Annotated in this window: 18 protein-coding genes; 14 read left to right on the forward strand and 4 right to left on the reverse strand. The window is 61.0% G+C overall.

Annotated elements, in window-relative coordinates; translation table 11 throughout:
• The first annotated feature begins 376 nt into the window (after nt 1-376).
• Genes Q0938_RS09040 through Q0938_RS09050 form a run of 3 tightly spaced genes read left to right on the forward strand, consistent with a single transcriptional unit; the run spans nt 377 to nt 3,370 of the window.
• Complete coding sequence (locus tag Q0938_RS09040; RefSeq protein WP_299361188.1) at nt 377-1,408, forward strand: TRAP transporter substrate-binding protein; 1,032 nt, start codon at nt 377-379, stop codon at nt 1,406-1,408.
• Nucleotides 1,409-1,466: 58 nt separating this feature from the next.
• The gene (locus Q0938_RS09045) at nt 1,467-2,033 is read left to right on the forward strand and encodes a TRAP transporter small permease subunit (RefSeq protein ID WP_299361190.1); all 567 of its coding nucleotides are present in this window, start codon (nt 1,467-1,469) and stop codon (nt 2,031-2,033) included.
• Nucleotides 2,030-3,370 carry a TRAP transporter large permease subunit gene (locus Q0938_RS09050; protein WP_299361192.1) on the forward strand — a complete coding sequence of 447 codons (1,341 nt, stop codon included), beginning with the start codon at nt 2,030-2,032 and terminating at the stop codon, nt 3,368-3,370. Before Q0938_RS09045 ends, Q0938_RS09050 begins: the two co-directional genes overlap by 4 nt.
• Nucleotides 3,371-3,435: 65 nt before the next feature.
• Here the strand turns inward: Q0938_RS09050 and Q0938_RS09055 are convergent, their stop codons facing one another.
• From Q0938_RS09055 to Q0938_RS09070, 4 genes are read right to left on the reverse strand one after another with little or no spacing between them, the layout of a single operon-like run.
• The gene (locus Q0938_RS09055) at nt 3,436-4,128 is read right to left on the reverse strand and encodes a GntR family transcriptional regulator (RefSeq protein WP_299361194.1); all 693 of its coding nucleotides are present in this window, start codon (nt 4,126-4,128) and stop codon (nt 3,436-3,438) included.
• An 8-nt stretch (nt 4,129-4,136) separates the two neighbouring features.
• Nucleotides 4,137-4,859, reverse strand: coding sequence for an SDR family NAD(P)-dependent oxidoreductase (locus Q0938_RS09060; protein ID WP_299361196.1), 723 nt, complete (start codon nt 4,857-4,859; stop codon nt 4,137-4,139).
• Nucleotides 4,856-7,063 (reverse strand): thiamine pyrophosphate-dependent enzyme, encoded by a 2,208-nt coding sequence (locus Q0938_RS09065; protein WP_299361198.1) that lies wholly within the window; start codon nt 7,061-7,063, stop codon nt 4,856-4,858. The genes Q0938_RS09060 and Q0938_RS09065 overlap by 4 nt, the downstream gene beginning before the upstream one ends.
• Nucleotides 7,060-7,854, reverse strand: coding sequence for an SDR family oxidoreductase (locus Q0938_RS09070; protein WP_299361200.1), 795 nt, complete (start codon nt 7,852-7,854; stop codon nt 7,060-7,062). The genes Q0938_RS09065 and Q0938_RS09070 overlap by 4 nt, the downstream gene beginning before the upstream one ends.
• 471 nt (nt 7,855-8,325) lie before the next feature.
• Here Q0938_RS09070 and Q0938_RS09075 point away from each other — a divergent pair, with 471 nt between their 5' ends.
• From Q0938_RS09075 to Q0938_RS09125, 11 genes are all read left to right on the forward strand, one after another.
• A complete protein-coding gene (locus tag Q0938_RS09075; RefSeq protein WP_299361201.1) occupies nt 8,326-9,297 on the forward strand; it encodes a TRAP transporter substrate-binding protein in 972 nt (323 codons plus the stop codon).
• A 1-nt stretch (nt 9,298) separates the two neighbouring features.
• Nucleotides 9,299-9,862 carry a TRAP transporter small permease gene (locus tag Q0938_RS09080; RefSeq protein ID WP_299361203.1) on the forward strand — a complete coding sequence of 188 codons (564 nt, stop codon included), beginning with the start codon at nt 9,299-9,301 and terminating at the stop codon, nt 9,860-9,862.
• 5 nt (nt 9,863-9,867) lie between these two features.
• The gene (locus tag Q0938_RS09085; protein WP_299361205.1) at nt 9,868-11,127 is read left to right on the forward strand and encodes a TRAP transporter large permease; all 1,260 of its coding nucleotides are present in this window, start codon (nt 9,868-9,870) and stop codon (nt 11,125-11,127) included.
• Nucleotides 11,128-11,145: 18 nt separating this feature from the next.
• The gene (locus tag Q0938_RS09090; RefSeq protein ID WP_299361207.1) at nt 11,146-12,024 is read left to right on the forward strand and encodes an NAD(P)-dependent oxidoreductase; all 879 of its coding nucleotides are present in this window, start codon (nt 11,146-11,148) and stop codon (nt 12,022-12,024) included.
• 74 nt (nt 12,025-12,098) lie between these two features.
• Entirely contained in the window at nt 12,099-12,758 is a 660-nt protein-coding gene (locus Q0938_RS09095; RefSeq protein ID WP_299361656.1) for a GntR family transcriptional regulator, read from the forward strand.
• Complete coding sequence (locus Q0938_RS09100) at nt 12,755-13,963, forward strand: CoA transferase (protein WP_299361210.1); 1,209 nt, start codon at nt 12,755-12,757, stop codon at nt 13,961-13,963. The genes Q0938_RS09095 and Q0938_RS09100 overlap by 4 nt, the downstream gene beginning before the upstream one ends.
• A gap of 19 nt (nt 13,964-13,982) precedes the next feature.
• Nucleotides 13,983-15,146, forward strand: coding sequence for an iron-containing alcohol dehydrogenase (locus Q0938_RS09105; protein ID WP_299361212.1), 1,164 nt, complete (start codon nt 13,983-13,985; stop codon nt 15,144-15,146).
• Complete coding sequence (locus tag Q0938_RS09110; protein WP_299361214.1) at nt 15,143-16,102, forward strand: hydroxymethylglutaryl-CoA lyase; 960 nt, start codon at nt 15,143-15,145, stop codon at nt 16,100-16,102. Before Q0938_RS09105 ends, Q0938_RS09110 begins: the two co-directional genes overlap by 4 nt.
• Nucleotides 16,099-17,583, forward strand: a complete 1,485-nt coding sequence (locus Q0938_RS09115; protein WP_299361216.1) for an aldehyde dehydrogenase — start codon at nt 16,099-16,101, stop codon at nt 17,581-17,583. The genes Q0938_RS09110 and Q0938_RS09115 overlap by 4 nt, the downstream gene beginning before the upstream one ends.
• 212 nt (nt 17,584-17,795) lie before the next feature.
• On the forward strand, nt 17,796-18,653 hold the full coding sequence (locus Q0938_RS09120) for a transketolase (protein WP_299361219.1): 858 nt from the start codon (nt 17,796-17,798) through the stop codon (nt 18,651-18,653).
• On the forward strand, nt 18,650-19,684 hold the full coding sequence (locus tag Q0938_RS09125; RefSeq protein WP_299361221.1) for a transketolase family protein: 1,035 nt from the start codon (nt 18,650-18,652) through the stop codon (nt 19,682-19,684). Before Q0938_RS09120 ends, Q0938_RS09125 begins: the two co-directional genes overlap by 4 nt.
• The last annotated feature ends 6 nt before the right edge of the window (nt 19,685-19,690 follow it).

Below are 19,690 nucleotides of genomic sequence, written 5' to 3' on the forward strand. Positions count from 1 at the left end.
CCACAATGTCCACTATCAATGGTGGACACTATCCCGCACTCTCACACCGCGGCAGAGCGGTTAGACCGGACGGTTACTAATTTATGCGTGCTCGAGGATATGAAACCGAAAAGGAACGAGCGCGGTTTCCGAGAGGAGCCAGCAGTAGGTTCCTTGGCGCCACGACCCAGCCGCCGCGTGATGGCCCGAGTAGTGCCTGCTTGCCATGGGGGGCGTCCATCGGCTCAGTCCCGGAGCCAGCTTATGTACGCCCGAAAACCTTGATTAGTGATCACAAATGGGGTGACCACGCCATACTCACCGGCTAGGCTCACCATCGAGTAGATTGGCCCGTGCACGTTGGCGTAGGCGAGACTCGCTCATCAAGGGAGGAACCATGAACAGGATTTCGACTGTCGCAGCCGTTTCGGTCATGATCAGCGCCTCTGTGCTGCCGGCAAACGCGACCGCAATAGACATCGCCAGCACGTTCCCCGAGGACATGATCTTTCTTGGAGATGGGCTGAAGAGCTTCAAGGAATCGCTCGAAGCAATCTCCGCCGGCGAAACTACAGTGAACATCCACGGTGCCGGCGAACTCGTTCCCGCTCTCGAGGTGCTGAACGGGGTTTCGACTGGCGCGGTGTCTGCCGGCTATGACTGGGTCGGCTATTGGGGTGGCACGATTCCGGTGGCGAATCTCATCGGCTCGCTCCCCTTTGGCCCACCTCCAGAGGTTCTGGCCGAGTGGATATGGGAAGGTGGCGGCCTCGAAATCGTTCAGAAAGCGTACGACCCCCACAACATCAAGTTCCTGCCCTGCGTCATTGTTCCGGCCGAGCCAGCCGGCTGGTTCCGCAAGGAGATCAACACGGTTGAAGACCTTCAGGGCTTGCGGTTCCGGATTGGCGGCCTCGCCGGTCGCGCCCTGACCAAGGTTGGCGTGTCCCCGCAACTGATTCCTGGTGGCGAAGTATTCGTGGCGCTCGAACGCGGGCGGATCGATGCGGCAGAGTTTTCGCTGCCGACGATCGACGTGACGCTTCAGCTCCAGACGGCCGCCGACTACTACTACTTTCCGGGCTGGCACCAGCCGTCGAGCATCAACTCGATCACGTTCAACAAGGGGTTCTGGGACGGCCTGACGGAACTCGAGCAGACCCAGATCACGGCGGCATGCCGCTCGTCGTTCCTCTGGACGATGACGAGCGCGGTTCAGCAGCAGGCCGAAACGCTGAGCCAGCTCGAGGAGGGCGGCACCCAGATCAAGCGGTTCCCGGATGAGGTGCTCGCTGCGCTGCGTACCGCCACGGACGAGGTGATCGCCGAGGAGCGGGCCAACGATCCGATCTTCGATGAGGCCTATCAATCGCTCACCGCTCACATCGACTCGCGGGCGCGCTGGAACGAATTGCAGAGCCTGGACTGAACCCGTAATGGCAAATCGCTCCCTCGGCCCCGGCTTGGTTAGGTTCGGGGCTGCGCTGATGAAATTCAGCGCAGCGCCCGGTTGGGCGAGTTCGATACTCGTTCTTGTATTGGTGATCGTTGTCAGCCTGGGCGTTCTCGGTGCCTGGTTTGGCTACAGTACCGTTGCAACTTGGGACACCTCGGTCCCGCTGTTCGGCGATCGGCTGACAATGACGGGCATCGGCGAGCTGCAGTGGCATATCTTCGCGCTGCTCATCATGCTCTCGGCGGCTTACGCGACCACTGCCGACCGTCATGTGCGGGTCGACGTGTTTTCTTCATCTTTCTCTCCTCGAACCCGCATCATCATCGACATGGTCGGGGATATCGTTCTGCTGGTCCCGTTTTTTGCGCTGCTGTTCTGGTTCTCGTGGTCGTTCGCAGCAAACGCGTACCAGTTTGGCGAACAATCAAACAGCGGTGGGCTGATAGACCGCTACCTGGTCAAGGCCGTATTGCCCATCGGCAGCCTGCTGATGCTTGGCGCCGGTATCGGTCGGATTGTCCGCAATGCCGGTCTGCTTCTCTCGGGACCAGACGCAATCGCGACCGTTGCCACCTCGACCCACCAGGAATTGACATGAGCTATGTCGTACCTTCCATGATGCTTGTCGCCCTCGCGGCAGGCATTTTCTCCGGCTACCCGGTCGCGCTCCTCCTCGGAGGCCTTTCGGTCATCTTCATGGTCGTGGGCGACGTCCCGATGACCTCGTTTCTCCTGGTCGTCAGCCGGGTGTTCGGCGCGGTTCTCGAGAACTGGATCCTGGCGGCGATCCCGCTGTTCATCTTCATGGGCATCATGCTGGAGAAGTCGAAGGTTGCAGCTAGCCTTCTGACGGAGCTGGAAGCCATGTTCGGCAACCGCGCCGGCGGGCTTGGCCTGGCCGTCATCGTGATCGGGATCATCATGGCGGCGAGCACGGGCATCATCGGTGCGTCGGTGGTTCTGATGGGATCACTCGCGTTGCCGATGATGCTCAAGCAAGGTTACGACAAACCAGTTGCGATTGGCACTATCCTGGGTTCCGGCACGCTCGGGATCCTGATCCCGCCTTCTATCATGCTCGTCGTATTCGGCGACATCATGCAGGTGCCAATCGGCGATCTGTTCGCCGCGGCTCTTTTCCCGGGCCTCCTTCTCGGAGGGCTTTACGCAGCGTACATCGTGTTCCTCGCCCTGGTCCGCCCCGCCAGAGTGCCGCCGAGTCCGCGCACAGCAACCAGCAGCTTCGGCGCGACCTTGTTGCGGGTGCTCGCAAATCTCATCGTCCCCGCGCTGCTGATGTCGAGCGTGCTCGTTTCCATCATCGTCGGTCTGGCGACTCCAACCGAGGGCGCGGCCATTGGGGCTCTGGGTGCCCTTCTTCTTGCCTTGGCAAAGGGTCAATTGTCCTTCCGTGTTCTGGGTGAGAGCCTCAAAGAGACCACGCTTACGACCGCGATGATCCTGGTTCTCGCCATCGGCGCGACGGCCTTCAGCCTCGTCTTCCAGCGCGTCGGCGGGCAGGAGATGATCGAGGACGCAGTCGGGATCATCGGCGACAACGCGGCCCTGGTGCTGATCGCCATCATGCTGATCGTGTTCGTCCTGGGCTTCTTTCTCGAATGGATCGAGATCTCGTTTCTCGTCCTTCCGCTGTTTACGCCGATTGTCGCCGGCCTCGATTTCGGCTCCGGATTCGCCCACTCGGGTGAAGTTCTTATCTGGTTCGCCGTGCTGATGGCCGTAAATCTTCAGACATCGTTTCTCACGCCGCCCTTCGGCTATGCGCTGTTCTACCTGAAAGGGATTGCTCCGCCGGAAGTTTCGACCGCCGATATCTATCGTGGCGTCACCCCGGTCGTCGTCATGCAGCTCCTCGGCTTGCTGCTGGTGGCGCTGTTCCCGGCCCTTGCGCTGTGGTTGCCCTCGAAACTCTGACTGTAGCTGCCCCGGGACGCGGCTGAGGTGGCGGTCGGCTGCCTTCGTTCGCCGTGGTGAGTAACTTAGGCGAGCTTTTCTGAGCCTTCAATGTAGCAGGCAGCATCCTGTATATCGGATACTACCGCCAGCCGCGCCATCGCCGCGTCACGGCGTTCCAATGCAACGAGAAGGCGTCGATGGTGATCGAACGACTCCCACGCGTCCGCCCGACGATCTTTGCTCGACATGCTGAGCGAGAAGATCGGCGAAACTTTCAGCCAAATGGTTTCGATCATGTTGACGAGGACCGGCATCCGCGACGCCTCGTAGAGGGCGAAATGCAACCGTCTGTTAGCATCGATCACCTGGACAGGATCGAGCGGCTCGGCTTTGCCGACCGCTTCATATCGTGCCACCAAGGCTGCAATCCGGTCTATGTCTTTCGCGGTGAGGTGGGCAACAGCCTCCTCCGTTGCAAGTCCTTCAAGGGCCAGACGAATCTTCACCACTTCACGAAACTCAAAGAGGCTCGGCTTGTGAACCCGCAAGCCGCGTGACGGCATCAGGTCGAAAGCGCCTTCGGTCACGAGACGCCGCACGGCGTCGCGTACCGGCATCGGACTTGTGCCTGTGAGCGCGGCAAGCCCGCGGAGGGTAATTTTCTCGCCGGGCGGGATGGCGCCCGTCATGAGAAGCCGCCGAATATCCTCGTAGACCTCGTCCGCGATGGTGGTGCGCGGCTGGCGCTTAACCAATCCATCAAAGGCGCTCGTCATCCGCAGCCTCAGTTCATGTAGACGCCGCCATTGACGTCGAGGGTGGTGCCACAGATATAGCTCGCCGCGTCCGACAGGAGGAACGCTACCGGCCATGCGATTTCTCGGGGATGTGCTACACGACGCAGCGGGATGCCGGTGTTGTCGAACTCCTGTCCTGCGGTCATGGACGTCGCCGTGGCGCCAGGGGCTACTGCATTGACCGTGACACCGTAAGGAGCCGCCTTGCGAGCCATCCACTTTGTCATTGCGATGACGCCGCCCTTCGCCGCGACATAGTGGGGCGCGGCCTTGAGGCCGCCCATCCGGCCTGCGACCGAAGCGAGAATAACAGCCCGACCCCCACCGCTCTTCGTCATTCGGGTGAGTGCCGGTCGCATCAGGTTGATGACGCCGAGTACATTCACGTCGGTCACGTCGCGGAATACCGCGTCCCAGTTCTCATCGGCCCAATCATCCCAGGGGCACCAGCCGGCGTTTGCCACTACCCCGTCGAGCTTGGGGAGGCCATCGATAAGCGCCTCGGTGGCTTCCCGGTCCCGCACGTCGAAAGCGGCCGTGGTCACCTCCGCACCTGAGGCGGCGAGCCGGTCGGCGACCGCACCGGGTGTTTCCCGGTCGGCGAGTACCAGCGCGGCCCCGAGGGAGGCGCAGATCGTCGCGATCTCCGCTCCGATGCCGCCTGCTGCGCCGGTGATGACGATGGTCTTCCCGGCGAGACTGAAGCTCATTGCAACGTGCCGATGTTGAGACCTGACTCGGCAAACATCTCCACGATCATCGCTTCGACATCGCCGGGCCCCGCCAGCGCAGCGTTCTCGAGGACTTTCGAGACCACCGGCGGTGCCCACCGGCCTGTCACCCGCTTCACCGGCTGATCGAGATAGTCGAAGAAGCGCCGCTGGATTTCGTCGGCAATGATCGCGCCGATGCTCGCACCCCGTGTCGTCTGCTCGATGATGGCGACGCGCCCGGTCTTTTCGATGGAGTTGCCAATAGTGTCATAATCCATGTCCCGTTGCGAAAGGGTGCGCAGGTCGATGATGTCGGCACGGACCCCCATTCTTTTCGCCGTCTTGACGCAGACATCAACCATGGAGAGCGTGGCGAGCAGGGTCATGCTGCTGCCTTCGCTTACGACTCTCGCCTTGTCGAGCGGCAGGACGTGGTCGCAGGCAGTCGGCACCATTGTCTTGCGCCGATGCAGCTCCTGCGGTTCGATCACCAGCACAGGGTCGTTGCAGAGCAGTGCCGCGTTCATCAAACCGACATAGTCGAAAGCGTTGGACGGGGCGACGATGTGCCAGCCAGGAAAATGAGCGAACAGGCCGGACGGGTCCATCGAGTGTTGCGATCCATAGCCTTCGCGGCCCGGCACACGGCACCGGAGCACGAGTGGGACATCGGCCGTGCCGTTGAACAGGTGCCGTATCTTTCCGGCCTGATTAAGAAGCTGATCGCCCGCGACCAGAAAGAAGTCGCTGTACATCAGCTCAACGATTGTCCTGAGGCCCGACATGGCGGCGCCTGTCGCCAAGCCGCAGAACCCGTTTTCCGTGATCGGCGTATTGACGATCCGGCCAGCAAACTGCTCCAGCAGCCCCCTTGTGGCGCCGACCGTGCCGCCTCCGAGGTTTGCGACATCCTCGCCGAACAGATAGATGGACGGATCGCGGGCCATTGCCCTTCCCACAACCCGCGGCACGGCCTCGATATACGACATTTCCGACATCTCGTCTGCCGCGAAGTCCTCGGCCTCCCGATATCGGACACCGGCGAACTCGCGCAGGTCGGTCGTCAGATGCAGATCCACAGAAGCGATGTCTGGCCAGAGCTCCGGCTTGATCCGCGACGCTCGGCCTTTGCCGTCGATGCACGAGTCCGCCGCTGACTCGACCGCGTCGACGACAGCGGCGTCGATTGCCTCAAGTTCTTCCTCTGGGACGACATCCCGGGCGAGAAGTGCCCCGCGGAAAAACTCCCAGGGACTCCGGGCACGCCACTCCTCCTCTTCCTCCTTGGTTCGGTAGCCGAAGGCGCTGCCGACAACCGACGAGCTCTGATGATAGTAGCGGTAGACATCCGCCTGGATGAAGGCAGGCCCGCCCGTGGCGCGGACCTGATCGGCGGCCCAGCGAGTGCCCAGCCAGACGGCAAGCGGATTCATCCCGTCCACCTTCACGGCAGGGATGCCGTGTGCAACAGGACGCGTAATGAGCTCCGTCTCGTAAGTCGACTGCTCGATGCTCATCGACACGGCGTAACGATTGTTCTCGAGGAAGAAGACAAGTGGCAGGCGATAGAGGGCCGCAAGGTTCATCGCTTCGTGCGTCGCGCCCTGGTGCAATGCACCGTCTCCGAAGTAGCTGACGGTCAAGGTACCCGAGCCACGAACTTTCTCCGCAAAGGCGTGACCGCATGCGATCGGCAGGCCGCCCGCAACGATCGCGTTGGTGCCCATGACTCCCAGATCGGCCTTGCGCAGGTGCATTGATCCGCCGCGCCCGCCTGTCCAGCCGTCCTTGAGACCGAGGATCTCGTGCATCACTCGCCGGACCTCGTCGCGCATCCTGTCCGAGAGGCCCGCTGCGGGGTCGAAGTCGCTCGAGTAGAGCGCGTTTATTGTCTTTGCGATGACCTGGTGGTGAGCTCTGTGGGTGCCGTTGATCAGGGTTCCGGTCGGGAGCGCCGCCACCGAGGCCCCGGCGCCGCCCTCCTGGCCGAGGCTCGAGTGCGCCGGGCCGTGCACGAGACCCAGCTTGTCAAGCTGGAGAATCTTCTCTTCGAACCGTCGGGCGGACAGGATCAGGGTCGCGATGCGCTTGGCGTCAGGAGCAGAGAGGCGGGACCAGTCCGCATCTGTCACTTGGAGCCACAATGCCTGGGTACGGGCTTCGAGCGGAACGAGGTTCAGTGGAGGAGAATCGAGCATCATACCTGCGCCATTACACCGCCATCGACGACGACGTGCGCGCCAGTCACGAAGTCCGAGGCGGAGCTGGAGAGAAATATGGTAGCGCCCACCAGATCAGCTGGCATGCCCCAGCGTCGCATCGGCGTCGTCTCGACAACACGCTCGGCATGTCCCGGGATGTCGATCCGAGCCTGTCGGGACAGGGGGGTGTCGATCCAGCCCGGAAGGATGGCGTTCACCGAAATGCCGTCCTCCGCCCAGGCGCAGGCCAACGATCGCGTCAGCTGCAGCACACCGCCCTTGCTGGCGGAATAAGGCGCAGTGACCGCATTCGATGCCAGGGACAGGATCGATCCGAAGTTGACGATCTTCCCGCCACCTTTCAGCGCGGGATAGGCCGCCTGGCTCATGAGGAACGTGCCCTTGAGGTTAACGTCAACGATCTGGTCCCAGGTGGCCTTGTCATACGCCTCCGGCCGCAACCGCGTATTCACGCCGGCGCAATTGATGAGGACATGCAGTCCGCCGTAAGCCTCCATTGCGGCACTCACGGCGGTGGCGCAGGAGGCCTTGTGCGCAACGTCGAGGGAAACCGCCGTGGTATTCTCGAGCTGATCCGCGAGCCGCTTGGCCGCCTCGGCACTGCGGTCTGCAACGACGAGGCGGGCTCCCGCCGCTGCAAAGGCGCCGGCGATAAATGCGCCGATTCCACCCACCGCACCCGTGATAAGCACGACCTTTCCGGAAACGTCGAACAGAGCCGCATGGGCCGCCTGGCCCTGCCGCACGGCTTCGATGTCGGGACCGTTCATCCGCAGGATCCTCTCTATCGCCCTCTCTGCGCCCCACGCGACGGTACCCGTGCAGCGCGCATGCTGCAAGATCATATCTGTGATCACAAGATACGTTTAGTTCGCCGATCCAACTGACTCCCCGCAGACGTCCAGCATATCCGGTGGAAATGGCTAACGCGCTGTCAGGTCAAAAAAGGCAGAGGATGCGCGCCGCCCGCAGTCCAAAGATTCATATGTTGCCACATTCCTGCCGCCTGTCGGCTGCCAACAGGATTAGCTCGCTGCTGAGTCATAACGATAAATCGTTGACGACGTGGTTCCATCACTCTGGACGGCATTATCGATGCTGCGTGAGTCACGGTCGAGGGCTGCCGGATCATGCCACAACGCACAGAAGGGGCGGTTTGACATCGGTATCCCACGCGGCATACGCTTCGGCGGCTGGCCGCAGGTCGCACTAACTATAATCGTGAACTTGGGAGGGTTTACATGAAAAGGAAGATTCTCGCCTGTGTGGCGGCCGTGTTGCTCGCGGCTGGGCCTGCCGCGGCTCAGTACCAGCTGTCTCACAACGCCGCGCCGGGGAATCCGAAGTCAGACGCCTCGATCCGCTTCGCCGAGCTCGTCGCTGAAAAGACCGAGGGCAGGGTCAATATCGACGTTGGAGGCAGCGCCCAGTTCGGCGAGGATGCCGAGGCGCTCACCAACATGCGACTTGGCACGCTCGCCTTCAGCGCGAACTCACAAGGCACGTCGTCCGCAGTGGTTCCGGAATTTGCCCTCCTGGGCTTGCCCTTTTTGTTTGAAAGTCTGCCGCAAGCTTGGGAGGTCATGGACGGACCGTTCGGGGAGAAGCTCAGTGCCGCCGCAGAAGAGCAGGGCCTGGTCGTTCTCGGCTTTTGGGACAACGGCATTCGCCAGACCAGTAACAACGTTCGGCCGATCAACGTGCCCGGAGACTTGGCAGGGTTGAAAATTCGGACGCCGCCGGACCCGATGACGATAGACATATTTACGGCGCTTGGTGCGAACCCACAGCCGCTCGCTTTTTCCGAGCTCTATATTGCCCTGCAGCAGGGGGTAGTTGATGGGCAGGAGAATCCCATGATCAACATCTATTCTTCCAAGCTACACGAGGTCCAGAAGTATATCTCGCTTACAAATCATAAGTACGAGGCTACTCTGCTTCTAGCGAGTAAGGCGATATTCGATACATTTTCGCCGGAGGATCAGGAAGCTATTCGGGAGGCAGGCATCGAGGCGGGCGACTTCAATCGTGAACGTTCGCTGAACGACGAAGCCGAATTGCGGACCACGCTCGAAGAGGCCGGCATCGAATTCAATGAGGTGGAAGCGGACGCTTTCGTAGAAGCGACGGAAGCTGTGTACGGCAAATGGCGTGAGCAGTTCCCCGACCTCGTCGACGAAGTTGTTGCGGCTGCGGCGGCTGCCAAGAAGTAAGATGGAGTCGCGGGCGACTGAAACCAAAACGACACGCGAGGAGGGTTCCCCTGCCTTGCGTGTCATTGTCATGGTTGAAGAGGTTGTGCGCTACGTCGCCTCGGCGATTGCGGTGTTCTCTCTTGTCGCAATATTTCTGGCGCTGATGGCCGACGTAATCGTGCGCTACCTTACCAATCGGGGCCTCGGCTGGCCGGCCGAAGTGCCCAACTTGCTTTTTCCCTGGATGGTCATGGGAGGTATCGTGCTTGCTGCGCATCGCGGTGCACATATCGCCGTCCCCATCCTGCTCTCTTCCTTGAGCCGGGCGTCTGCACGGATACTGCTGGCAGCGATGCAACTGCTCGTCTTCGCGACCTTTATTTTTCTGTCCTACATCGCCATTGATGTGATCCAGATCACGGGGCAGCAACTCTTTCCGGTCACCGGGATTCCCCAGTTTTACGCGTATGCCGCCATGATCTTCGGCTTTCTCGGTATTGCGGCGATGTCGCTTACTACATTCGTGCGCGTTATGGTTACCGAAGATCCGAGATCCATCCACCACGGCGAAATAGAGGGTTAGCCAACATGACGGCCATGATGATTGCTGTCTTTGCTGTTCTGCTAATTCTCGCCTTTCCGGTCGGCTACGCACTGATAATTGCTGCCGGCTCTGCCGTTCTGTTTTTGGGCGGCGTTCCACCAGTTATTGCGGTGGTCAAGCTGTTTCAGCCGACCCAAAGCTTTCCGCTGTTGGCCATTCCCTTTTTCATTCTGTCTGGATCGCTCATGATGTCCGGCACGCTTGGCAAGCGGCTCGTTGACTTCGCCGCCGCGCTCGTCGGTCGGTTCCATGGTGGCCTAGGTCAAGTTACCGTCGTGGGCTCCACCATCTTCGGTGGTGTTTCAGGATCAGCAGTTGCCGAAGCGTCAGCCCTGGGGTCGATGTTGATTCCCTGGCAGAAGCGGGAAGGGTATCCGCCGGCATTTGCCGCAGCTGTTACGTCATCGTCGTCGGTTATCGCCGGATTGATTCCGCCTTCCATCCCTCTGATTATCTTTGCGACGGTGTCGAACGCGTCGATCGCGTCACTCTTCCTGGCCGCAGTTCTACCAGGTCTGATGCTGGCTGCCGGGATGATGCTTGTGTGCTATGCCAGCGGTCGAATGCGGGGGTTCCCCCGCCTGTCCACCCAAGTTGGTCTGCGCGGGATCGGCCAAGCCGTGGCCACCGCGGCGCCGGCGCTGATCATGCCGATATTCATTGTTGCCCTTCTCCGGCTGGGGGTTGCCACGCCGACAGAGGTCAGCGTGATCGCCGTTGCCTACGCCCTGCTGGTCAGTGTTATCCTTTACCGCGATCTGACGCTGTCGCGGTTGCTCGACGCGCTTATCACCACCGCCGTGACGACGGGAGTTGTCATGCTGGTCATCACTGCCTCAAGTCTTGTCGGTCACGTTCTCATAACTGAGCGCGTGCCAGCGACAGTTGCTGCCTGGGCGATGGAAACGTTGCGTGACAAGTGGCTGATCATCCTTGCAATGAACTGCATGATGTTGGTCATCGGGATGTTCCTTGATCTGCCCGCCGCAATCCTACTGCTCGGACCGATGCTCGTCGCGATCGGGCAGGAAGTCGGGATGGACCCGATCCAGCTCGGGATCATGGTAGCTGTCAACTTGTCGATTGGTCTGTTCACACCGCCGATTGGCACGACCCTGTTCATTGGCGCGGCCTTGGCACGGGTGCCGATCATCTCGGTCGTGCGCGAACTCTGGCCGTTCTATCTCGTCGCCTTCGTGGTACTGGGACTGATCTCCTATGTGCCGGCATTCACACTCTACTAACTGAAAGTGGGGTCACAGTTGAGCGACATCGCGTTCTTTGGTCTTGGGTCCATGGGGCTTCCTATGGCCGTCAACCTCGCCAAAGCCGGCTTTCGTCTTCGCGGCTTTGATTTGCGGCGCGAGGCGATGCACCGGCTTGCAGAGCAAGGCGGGGAAGCGTCAGCGACCATCGCCGAGGTCTGTGCGGGGGCCGATATCCTGATCCTCATGGTGGTTGATGCCGATCAGGCGGAAAGCGTTCTCTTCAACGAGGGCGCGCTAAACATGGTGGAGCCGGCGAGCACAGTTTGCCTTATGTCGACCTGTGCTCCGGGCGCCGTGCAGAAGCTGGCCGAGCGGGTCCGCGCAGCGGGACACGCCTTCGTCGACTGTCCGGTGTCCGGTGGCGTCGCCGGTGCGGAAGCCGGGACGCTGACGATGATGGCTGCATGTCCTCAGGAGCTGTTCGCACTGATCAGACCGGTACTCTCGGCGATGGGTTCCAAGCTCTACCATGTGGGCGAGCAGCCGGGTCAAGGCGCAGTCGTGAAATCCATAAATCAACTGCTCTGCGGCGTTCACCTCGCGGCCGCCGCCGAGGCGCTGTCGCTGGGATCTAAGGTCGGTCTCGACAATTCAGTTCTACTTGAGATCATCGGGGGATCGGCCGCGTCAAGTTGGATGCTCCGGGATCGGGGGCCTCGAATGCTCGAGGTCGACCCGGCGATCACCAGCGCCGTCGACATTTTCGTGAAGGATCTCGGCATCGTAATGGAGGCGGGGAGGGACGCGAAGACTGCCCTTCCGCTCGCCGCTATGGCTCACCAATTGTTCCTGTCGGTATCTGGTGCGGGTGACGGAGCGGCCGACGACAGTCAGGTAATCCGTGCTTATAAGCGCATCAACGCCCTCGTATGAGGGCTTTCGCCCGTTGGGAGCCGCGGTATACTACTTGGTATCCCAACTGCAGAACGGGTGTGCGCTTGTCCCAGATGCATCACCTCTACAGCCAGATCCGAGACGACATCATGTCAATGGCTGTCGCGCCTGGGGAGCGGTTGAGCGAACGGATCCTGGAGTCGAAATACGGCGGCTCACGGACGCCAGTGCGCGCGGCGCTCTCCCGGTTAGAGGTTGATGGGCTTGTTCAACGTGACGCCCGCGGATGGGCGGTCACGCCACTCTCGTTTCAAGAAATGGAGAGGGCATTCGAGTTCCGGGGAGCAGTGGAGAGAGGGGCAGTGGCTCTGGCCTGTAGCCGTGCGAGCGGTGAACAGATCGATGCAATCGAGGAGATGGTGGTGTCCGTCGCCATGGACATGTCCCACGACGAGTGGCACCGAGCGGGCCGCGATTTCCACGTAGAGCTTGCTCGTCTGTCCTGTAACGCTTTCTTCGTACGGGCAATCGAGGACGTAATGACCCGGCTTGGGCGGGTTCGCTGGCTGGAGATTCGGACCGAGGCGGGCCGCGCGCGCACGGTAACCGAGCACTGTCACATCCTTAGTCTGGTCCGGCGCGGTGACGCCGACGCAGCGATCAAGGCAATCTCCGACCATGCGGGAAGTGCGCAGAAACGACATGCCGAGGCCCTAATGGGCGGTGCACGCCAGCGTGGCGAAATTGTCATCCTGGCGGGAGCACGGGCATGAGCGAAGCGTCAAATGCGGGCTCTCTCGCGGGCCTGAATGTCATTGAGATGGGGTCGTTCATCGCGGGCCCGTTCTGTGGGCAGCTACTGGCGGACCAAGGTGCCGACGTCATCAAGATCGAGCCCCCCGGGAGTGGTGACGCGATGCGTCAGTGGGGTACAGTTCAGCACGAAGGCAAGTCCCTCTGGTGGCCAGTGATCGCGCGCAACAAGCGGTCTCTGACTCTCGACCTCCGCAAGCCTGAGGGAGTTGAAATTGCGGCGCAGTTGCTGTCGCAGGCCGATATACTCGTGGAAAATTTTCGCCCCGGTACGCTTGAGCGGTGGGGGTTGGCGCCGGCTCAATTGCTCGAGCGCAACCGAGGACTGATTGTTGCGCGCGTTTCGGGGTTCGGTCAAACGGGTCCCTACGCCGAACGGGTTGGTTTCGGCGCCGTCGCCGAGGCCATGGCTGGCATGCGGGCGCTTGGCGGATTCCCCGATCGCCCACCTCCTCGGGCAGGGCTTTCGCTCGGCGACAGTCTCGCTGGGATGTTCACCACGATCGGCGTGCTATCCGCGCTGAACGCTCGCCGAACGACGGGGAGGGGCCAGATCGTCGACGTCGGCATCACCGATGCGGTTCTCGGTGTCCTGGAAAGCGTCCTTTCGGAATACTCCGCCACGGGCTTGATCCGGGAACGCGCAGGCACTGTTCTGCCCGGCATCGCACCGTCAAACCTCTATCCGACGGCCGACCACCAGTGGATACTTATCGCCGGCAATGGCGACGCAATCTTCCGCCGACTGGCGCAGGTGATGGATCGACCGGAGCTCGCGAGCGATGCGCGTTTCTCGACGCACAGGGCCAGAGGCGATCGGCAACAGGAACTGGACGGAATCGTTGCGGCTTGGACGCGTACCTGCACGCTTGCCGATCTTCTCTCCATTCTCGAAGAGAGCGGTGTCCCGGCAGGACCTGTGTCCGACGCTGCCGAAATCTCTCGGAATCCGCATTTCCTAGAACGTGGCGCACTGGTGCAGGTTCCAAGCGAAGAGTACGGCGCCCTCACCATGCAAGGCGTCGTACCCAGACTGTCGGACTCTCCTGGCGAAATCCGGTGGGTCGGCCCCGCGCTCGGCGAGCATACCGATCAGATCCTCGGTGAGGAACTCGGATACGATTCCGACGCTATCGACGACCTCCGCCGTCGCGGCATCGTCTGAACAGCTACAGGGGAGTGTGATGGGAATGGCAAGCGCTACCGTCTTCGGGTCGATAGAACGCATCGTGCATGGCCGCGGACAGATCAGGACTTTGCCTGAGGAGGTCGAGAGGCTACGCGGATCGAAGCTTCTGATCGTTACCGATATGGGGCTCGTCAAGGCCGGAATAGCGGACCACGTGCAGCAACTGCTCGCCTCATACGACGTAGAGATTTTTCGGGACGTGGAGCCCGACCCCAGTATTGAAACCGTGGCAGCGTGCGTTGAACACGCTCGACGTTCCGGATGCGACCTGGTCGTCGGGCTCGGAGGGGGCAGCGTTCTCGATGTCGCCAAATGCGCGGCTGCGCTTGTAAAAAACCCAGGGGACGTGCGCGAATATCTCGGCATCGACCAGGTGCCCAACCCCGCGGTACCGAAGATCATGGTTCCGACGACGGCGGGCACCGGGAGCGAGGTTACAAACGTCGCCGTTCTAAGCTTGAAATCCGAGAAGACCAAAAAGGGAATTGTCAGCCGACATCTCTTCGCAGACGCGGCAATCCTTGATTCAGAATTGCTGCTGGGGCTTCCCGCTGCCGTGACCGCGGCAACCGGGATGGACGCCCTGACTCATGCGATCGAAGCATACGTCTCTCGCTTCGCCCAGCCGTTGACGGACCGCTTCGCTATTGACGCTATCACCATGATCTCCGCATCACTTCGCACTGCCGTCTTTCACGGTGCCGATATCGAAGCGCGCGAGACGATGCTGACGGCCAGCCTTTATGCCGGGCTGGCATTTGGTAGTGCGGCAACGGGCATGGTACATGGTCTCGCAATGCCACTCGGTGGACAGTTCAACGTTGCCCACGGCATCGCTAACTCGGTTCTGCTACCTCATGTGATGCGCTGGAACCTGAGAAGCGCGCTCTCACGCTATCGAGACATCGCAGTCGCCATGGGTGAGAAGGTGGAGCATCTGTCTCTCCGCGAAGGAGCCGAGCGCGCCGTGTCGGCGGTCGAGGCGCTGTCGCGAGATATCGGCATTCCGGTCTATCTCGACGATCTCGATGTTCCGAGAGACGCCATTGAGGCGCTGGCGCGCGACGGCATGACCAACGAACGCCAGATCCGACCCAACCCTCGCGACGTAACCTACGACGGACTCGTGGGCATTCTGGAAGGAGCCTTTCGGAAGTGACGAACCTCAACGTGCCCTCCAATGTTCGGATTGTCGAAGTCGGCCCCCGCGACGGCCTGCAAAATGAACCCGAGAACCTTCCAACGGCGCAAAAGATCGAACTGATCCGTCGACTTGCAGCTGCCGGCCTGACGGAAATCGAGGTGACGTCATTCACCCATCCGAAGTGGATCCCCAATCTCGCCGACGCCGAAACGGTGACGAGAGAGATCGCAGACCTGTCCGTGATAAGCTTTGCGCTTGTTCCAAACCGTCGGGGTCTAGAGCGCGCGCTGGCGTCGGGTGCGAAAGGGGTCACGCTGGTCCTCTCGGCAAGCGAGTCCCACAACAAGGCCAATCTTAACCGTTCAACCGCCGAATCTCTCGACGAATTAGTCATGCTGGAAAGCGATGCACGGCAGGCGGGATTGAAGACGCGCATATCGCTCTCGGTGGTCTTCGGCTGTCCGTTCGAGGGCGAAGTCCCGCCCGACCGCGTGGCCGAGATCGTCGCACGCTTCGTCGAAGCTGGATCTACGCGCATCGGACTCTGCGACACGATAGGGGTCGCCAACCCGCAACAGGTCTTCGCGGTGTCCAGGAAGTTACGGGAGCGGTTTTCCACAACGGAGTTCGAGCTTCACCTTCATGACACCCGCGGCCAGGCTCTCGCGAATACGCTCGCGGGGTTGCAGGCAGGGATCGTTTCCTTCGACAGCTCTATCGGTGGGCTTGGGGGCTGCCCATATGCGCCGGGAGCGACGGGCAACGCTGCGACTGAGGACGTCGCGTCAATGCTGCACGCAATGGGCATCCATACGGGGGTCGACGAGACGCGGCTTCTCTTCGCGGCGTCTCTCATAGCCGACTGGCGGGAAAGACCGCTTGACAGCGCAGCTTGGCGCGTCAGCGCCGCGGGAAGAACCGCCGCTACGGTGAACGGATGCAATGCGATGGAACGCAGGGAAACGACATGATGCAGAAATACCAGCTCTTCATCGACGGGCAGTACTGCGATCCGACCAGTGGCGAATGGTTCGACAGCGTCAATCCGTACACTGGAGAAGTCTGGGCGCAGATCCCACGAGCTGACCGCGCAGACGTCGATCGCGCCGTTGCCGCCGCCAGCCGGGCCCTGCACGACGGCCCGTGGGCTACGATGACGCCCTCTGCGCGTGGTAAGCTCATGCGCCGACTGGGTGATCTCGTTGCCGAGCACGCCGATCGGCTCGCTGAAATTGAAGTGCGTGACAATGGCAAGCTGCTGGCGGAGATGGCAGGGCAGGTCCGCTACCACCCGGAGTGGTGGTACTATTTCGGGGGGTTGGCGGATAAGGTCGAGGGTTCGGTCGTGCCGATCGACAAGCCGGATCTGTTGACCTACACGACGTCCGAACCAGTTGGCGTCGTCGCTGCATTAACTGCTTGGAACTCACCGCTGCTCTTTATCGCATGGAAGTGCGCGCCGGCAATCGCTGCGGGTTGCACGGTGGTGATCAAGCCCTCTGAATACACCTCCGCCAGCACGCTTGAATATATGGAACTGACGAAACAGGCCGGTTTCCCTGACGGCGTGTTCAACGTCGTTACAGGGGTCGGCGCGGAGACCGGCGCGATGCTCGTTGAGCACAGGGACGTTGCCAAGGTTACTTTCACTGGTTCCGACGTGACGGGTCGGGCCGTCTATCAGTCCGCCGCGAAAGGCCTCAAGCGCGTCTCACTAGAACTCGGCGGCAAGTCACCGAACATCGTCTTCGATGATGCCAACCTCGACGCAGCCGCGGCCGGTGTGGTCTCCGGTATCTTCGCAGCGACAGGCCAGACCTGCATCGCGGGCTCACGGCTTCTTGTCCAGAACTCGATCAAAGACCGTTTCGTAGAGAAGCTGGTCGGGATGGGCCAAACCGCGAGGATCGGTGACCCGATGCTGCCGGACGTCAATATCGGGCCGGTGACTACACCGCCGCAATTCCAAAAGATCCTCGACTACATCGACGTGGCGCGGACGGAAGGCGCGCGATGTGTTCTCGGCGGCAAGCGCGCCGAGGGTGATGACGTTGCCAATGGTCTCTTCGTTGAGCCGACAATCTTCGTTGATGTCACGAACGACATGCGAATTGCACAGGAGGAGGTCTTCGGACCGGTTCTCTCCGTGATCGGATTCGACGACGAGGACGACGCCGTTCGAATTGGTAATGACGTTATCTACGGTTTGGCGGCCGGAGTGTGGACCAAGGATATCGGACGCGCTGTCCGGATGACGAAGGCGTTGAAGGCCGGCATGGTCTGGGTAAATACCTATCGGGCGGTCAGTTACATGATGCCGTTCGGAGGCATCAAAGGTTCAGGCATAGGGCGAGAGAGCGGAATGAAGTCCATCAACGAATTTCTTGAGACCAAGAGCGTATGGATTTCGACGTCCGACGCCGCTCCTGCAAACCCCTTTATTCAACGGTGACGGTCCCATCGCCAGCGCCGCTCACATAGCAGATGTGGCGTGCTACGATGCTGCTGCTTGGACGCACTGATGATAATGACTAGGGCACGCCTGTTATGCAGGTGTGGGTTGATGGGGGCTCAAGGGCCCTGTCCGTTGCTCTCGATGACACTGCATGCTGTAGTTTGTCGAACGACGACCTGCACATGCCCGCTAAGCAGAAGGAGCGTCTCATGATGAAACCGACAAGCGCGATCGGGCCACTCTCCAACGTGTCGCTTGCCCGAAGGGCTTGGAACATCCGGCGAAAGGCGTTGCTGATGGGCGAAGTTCAAGGACAAGGTTATATAGGCCAAGCGCTCGGCGTCGCCGATGTCCTTGCCGCGTCGTATTTCCATGCGCTGAACTACCGACCAGACGACCCGGAATGGGAGGGACGAGACCGCTTCCTTCTTTCGATCGGCCATTATGCCATTGCACTCTATGCGGTGCTGATGGAGGCTGGCATTCTGCCCGAAGACGAGCTGGAGACATACGGGATGGACGACAGCCGCATGCCGATGTCGGGCATGGCGTCCTACACGCCAGGGATGGAGATCACTGGCGGCTCGCTTGGTCACGGCCTCGGCATCGCGGTCGGCATGGCAATGGGCCTCAAGCGAAAGAACTCCAGTTCCTTCGTCTACAATCTCATGTCTGACGGCGAACTCGGGGAGGGCTCTACTTGGGAAGCCGCAATGGCGGGCGCTCACCACAAGCTCGATAATCTCATCTGCTTGATAGACTTCAACAACCAGCAGGCAGACGGCAAATCGACCGAGATGCTCTCGTCCGAGCCTTTGGAGGCGAAGTGGGAGGCCTTCGGCTGGCATGTCCAGCGCGTTGACGGCAACGACATGGAAGCGGTGGTCGCGGCCCTTGACGCCGCCAGAGCCGTCGCAGAGTCGAAGCCTCGCGCTATCGTTTTCGACACCCGGATGTGCAAAGGCGTGCCGTTCCTCGAAACACGCGAAATCACTCACTTCGTCCGTGTCGAGCCCGACGAATGGTCGAAAGCTCTGGCCGTGCTCGAGGAAGGAACACCCGCATGACTCGAGCATCCATGAGTCGCAAGTACGAGCGGCGTGCTACCATCGCGCCCGAAAACCGGATCGCCACCTCCGCGATGATAGCGTCGCTGGCGGCAGAAGGATACGACACCGAACCTGCTCCCTTCGGTCACGCCTTGGTTGAGCTCGCCAACGAGCGTCCCGAGATCGTTGGTCTTACCGCTGACCTGGCAAAATACACCGATCTCCACATATTCGCCGAGGCGATGCCTGACCGCTTCTACCAGATGGGTATGGCGGAACAGGTGATGATCTCCGCCGCGGCAGGCCTCGCACGCGAGGGGTTCGTCCCCTTCGCGACGACCTACGCCGTGTTCGCCTCACGTCGCGCTTACGACTTCATCGCAATGGCGATTGCCGAGGAGAACCTGCCGGTCAAGATCTGCTGTGCGTTGCCTGGGCTCACCACGGGATACGGTCCTAGCCACCAAGCGACCGAGGACCTGGCCATCTTCCGCGGCCTTCCGAACATGACGATCATCGACCCCTGCGATGCGGTGGACATCCGCCAGTCGGTGAGGGCCATGGCCGATCACGATGGACCGGTCTACTCGCGCTTGCTCCGTGGCAAGGTCCCCGCGGTTCTGACGCGCTACAAGCCGGAGTACACATTTGAGCTCGGTCGCGCGCAGGTGATCCGCGAAGGAAAGGATGTTCTGGTCGTCTCGTCAGGTTTCATGACAATGCGTGCGCTTGATGCTGCAGAAGTGCTGGCGCAGGATGGGATCGATGTTGCAGTGCTGCACTCGCCGACGATCAAGCCGCTCGACACCGAGACAATCCTAGAGCAGGCCGGCAAAGGTCGACTTCTCGTCACGGCCGAGAACCACACGATTGTTGGGGGCCTCGGTGAGGCGGTCGCGGCCGTTCTTCTGCGTGCGGGAGTCACGCCAACCTTTTGCCAGATCGCGCTCCCCGACGAGTTCCTGGAGGCCGGCGCACTGCCCACGCTTCATGACCTGTACGGCATCTCGGTCGAAAAAGTGGCCGAGCAGATCAGGAGCTGGATCTGAGAAGCG

The organism is uncultured Paracoccus sp., from assembly GCF_947496875.1.
Classification (GTDB): domain Bacteria; phylum Pseudomonadota; class Alphaproteobacteria; order Rhodobacterales; family Rhodobacteraceae; genus Paracoccus.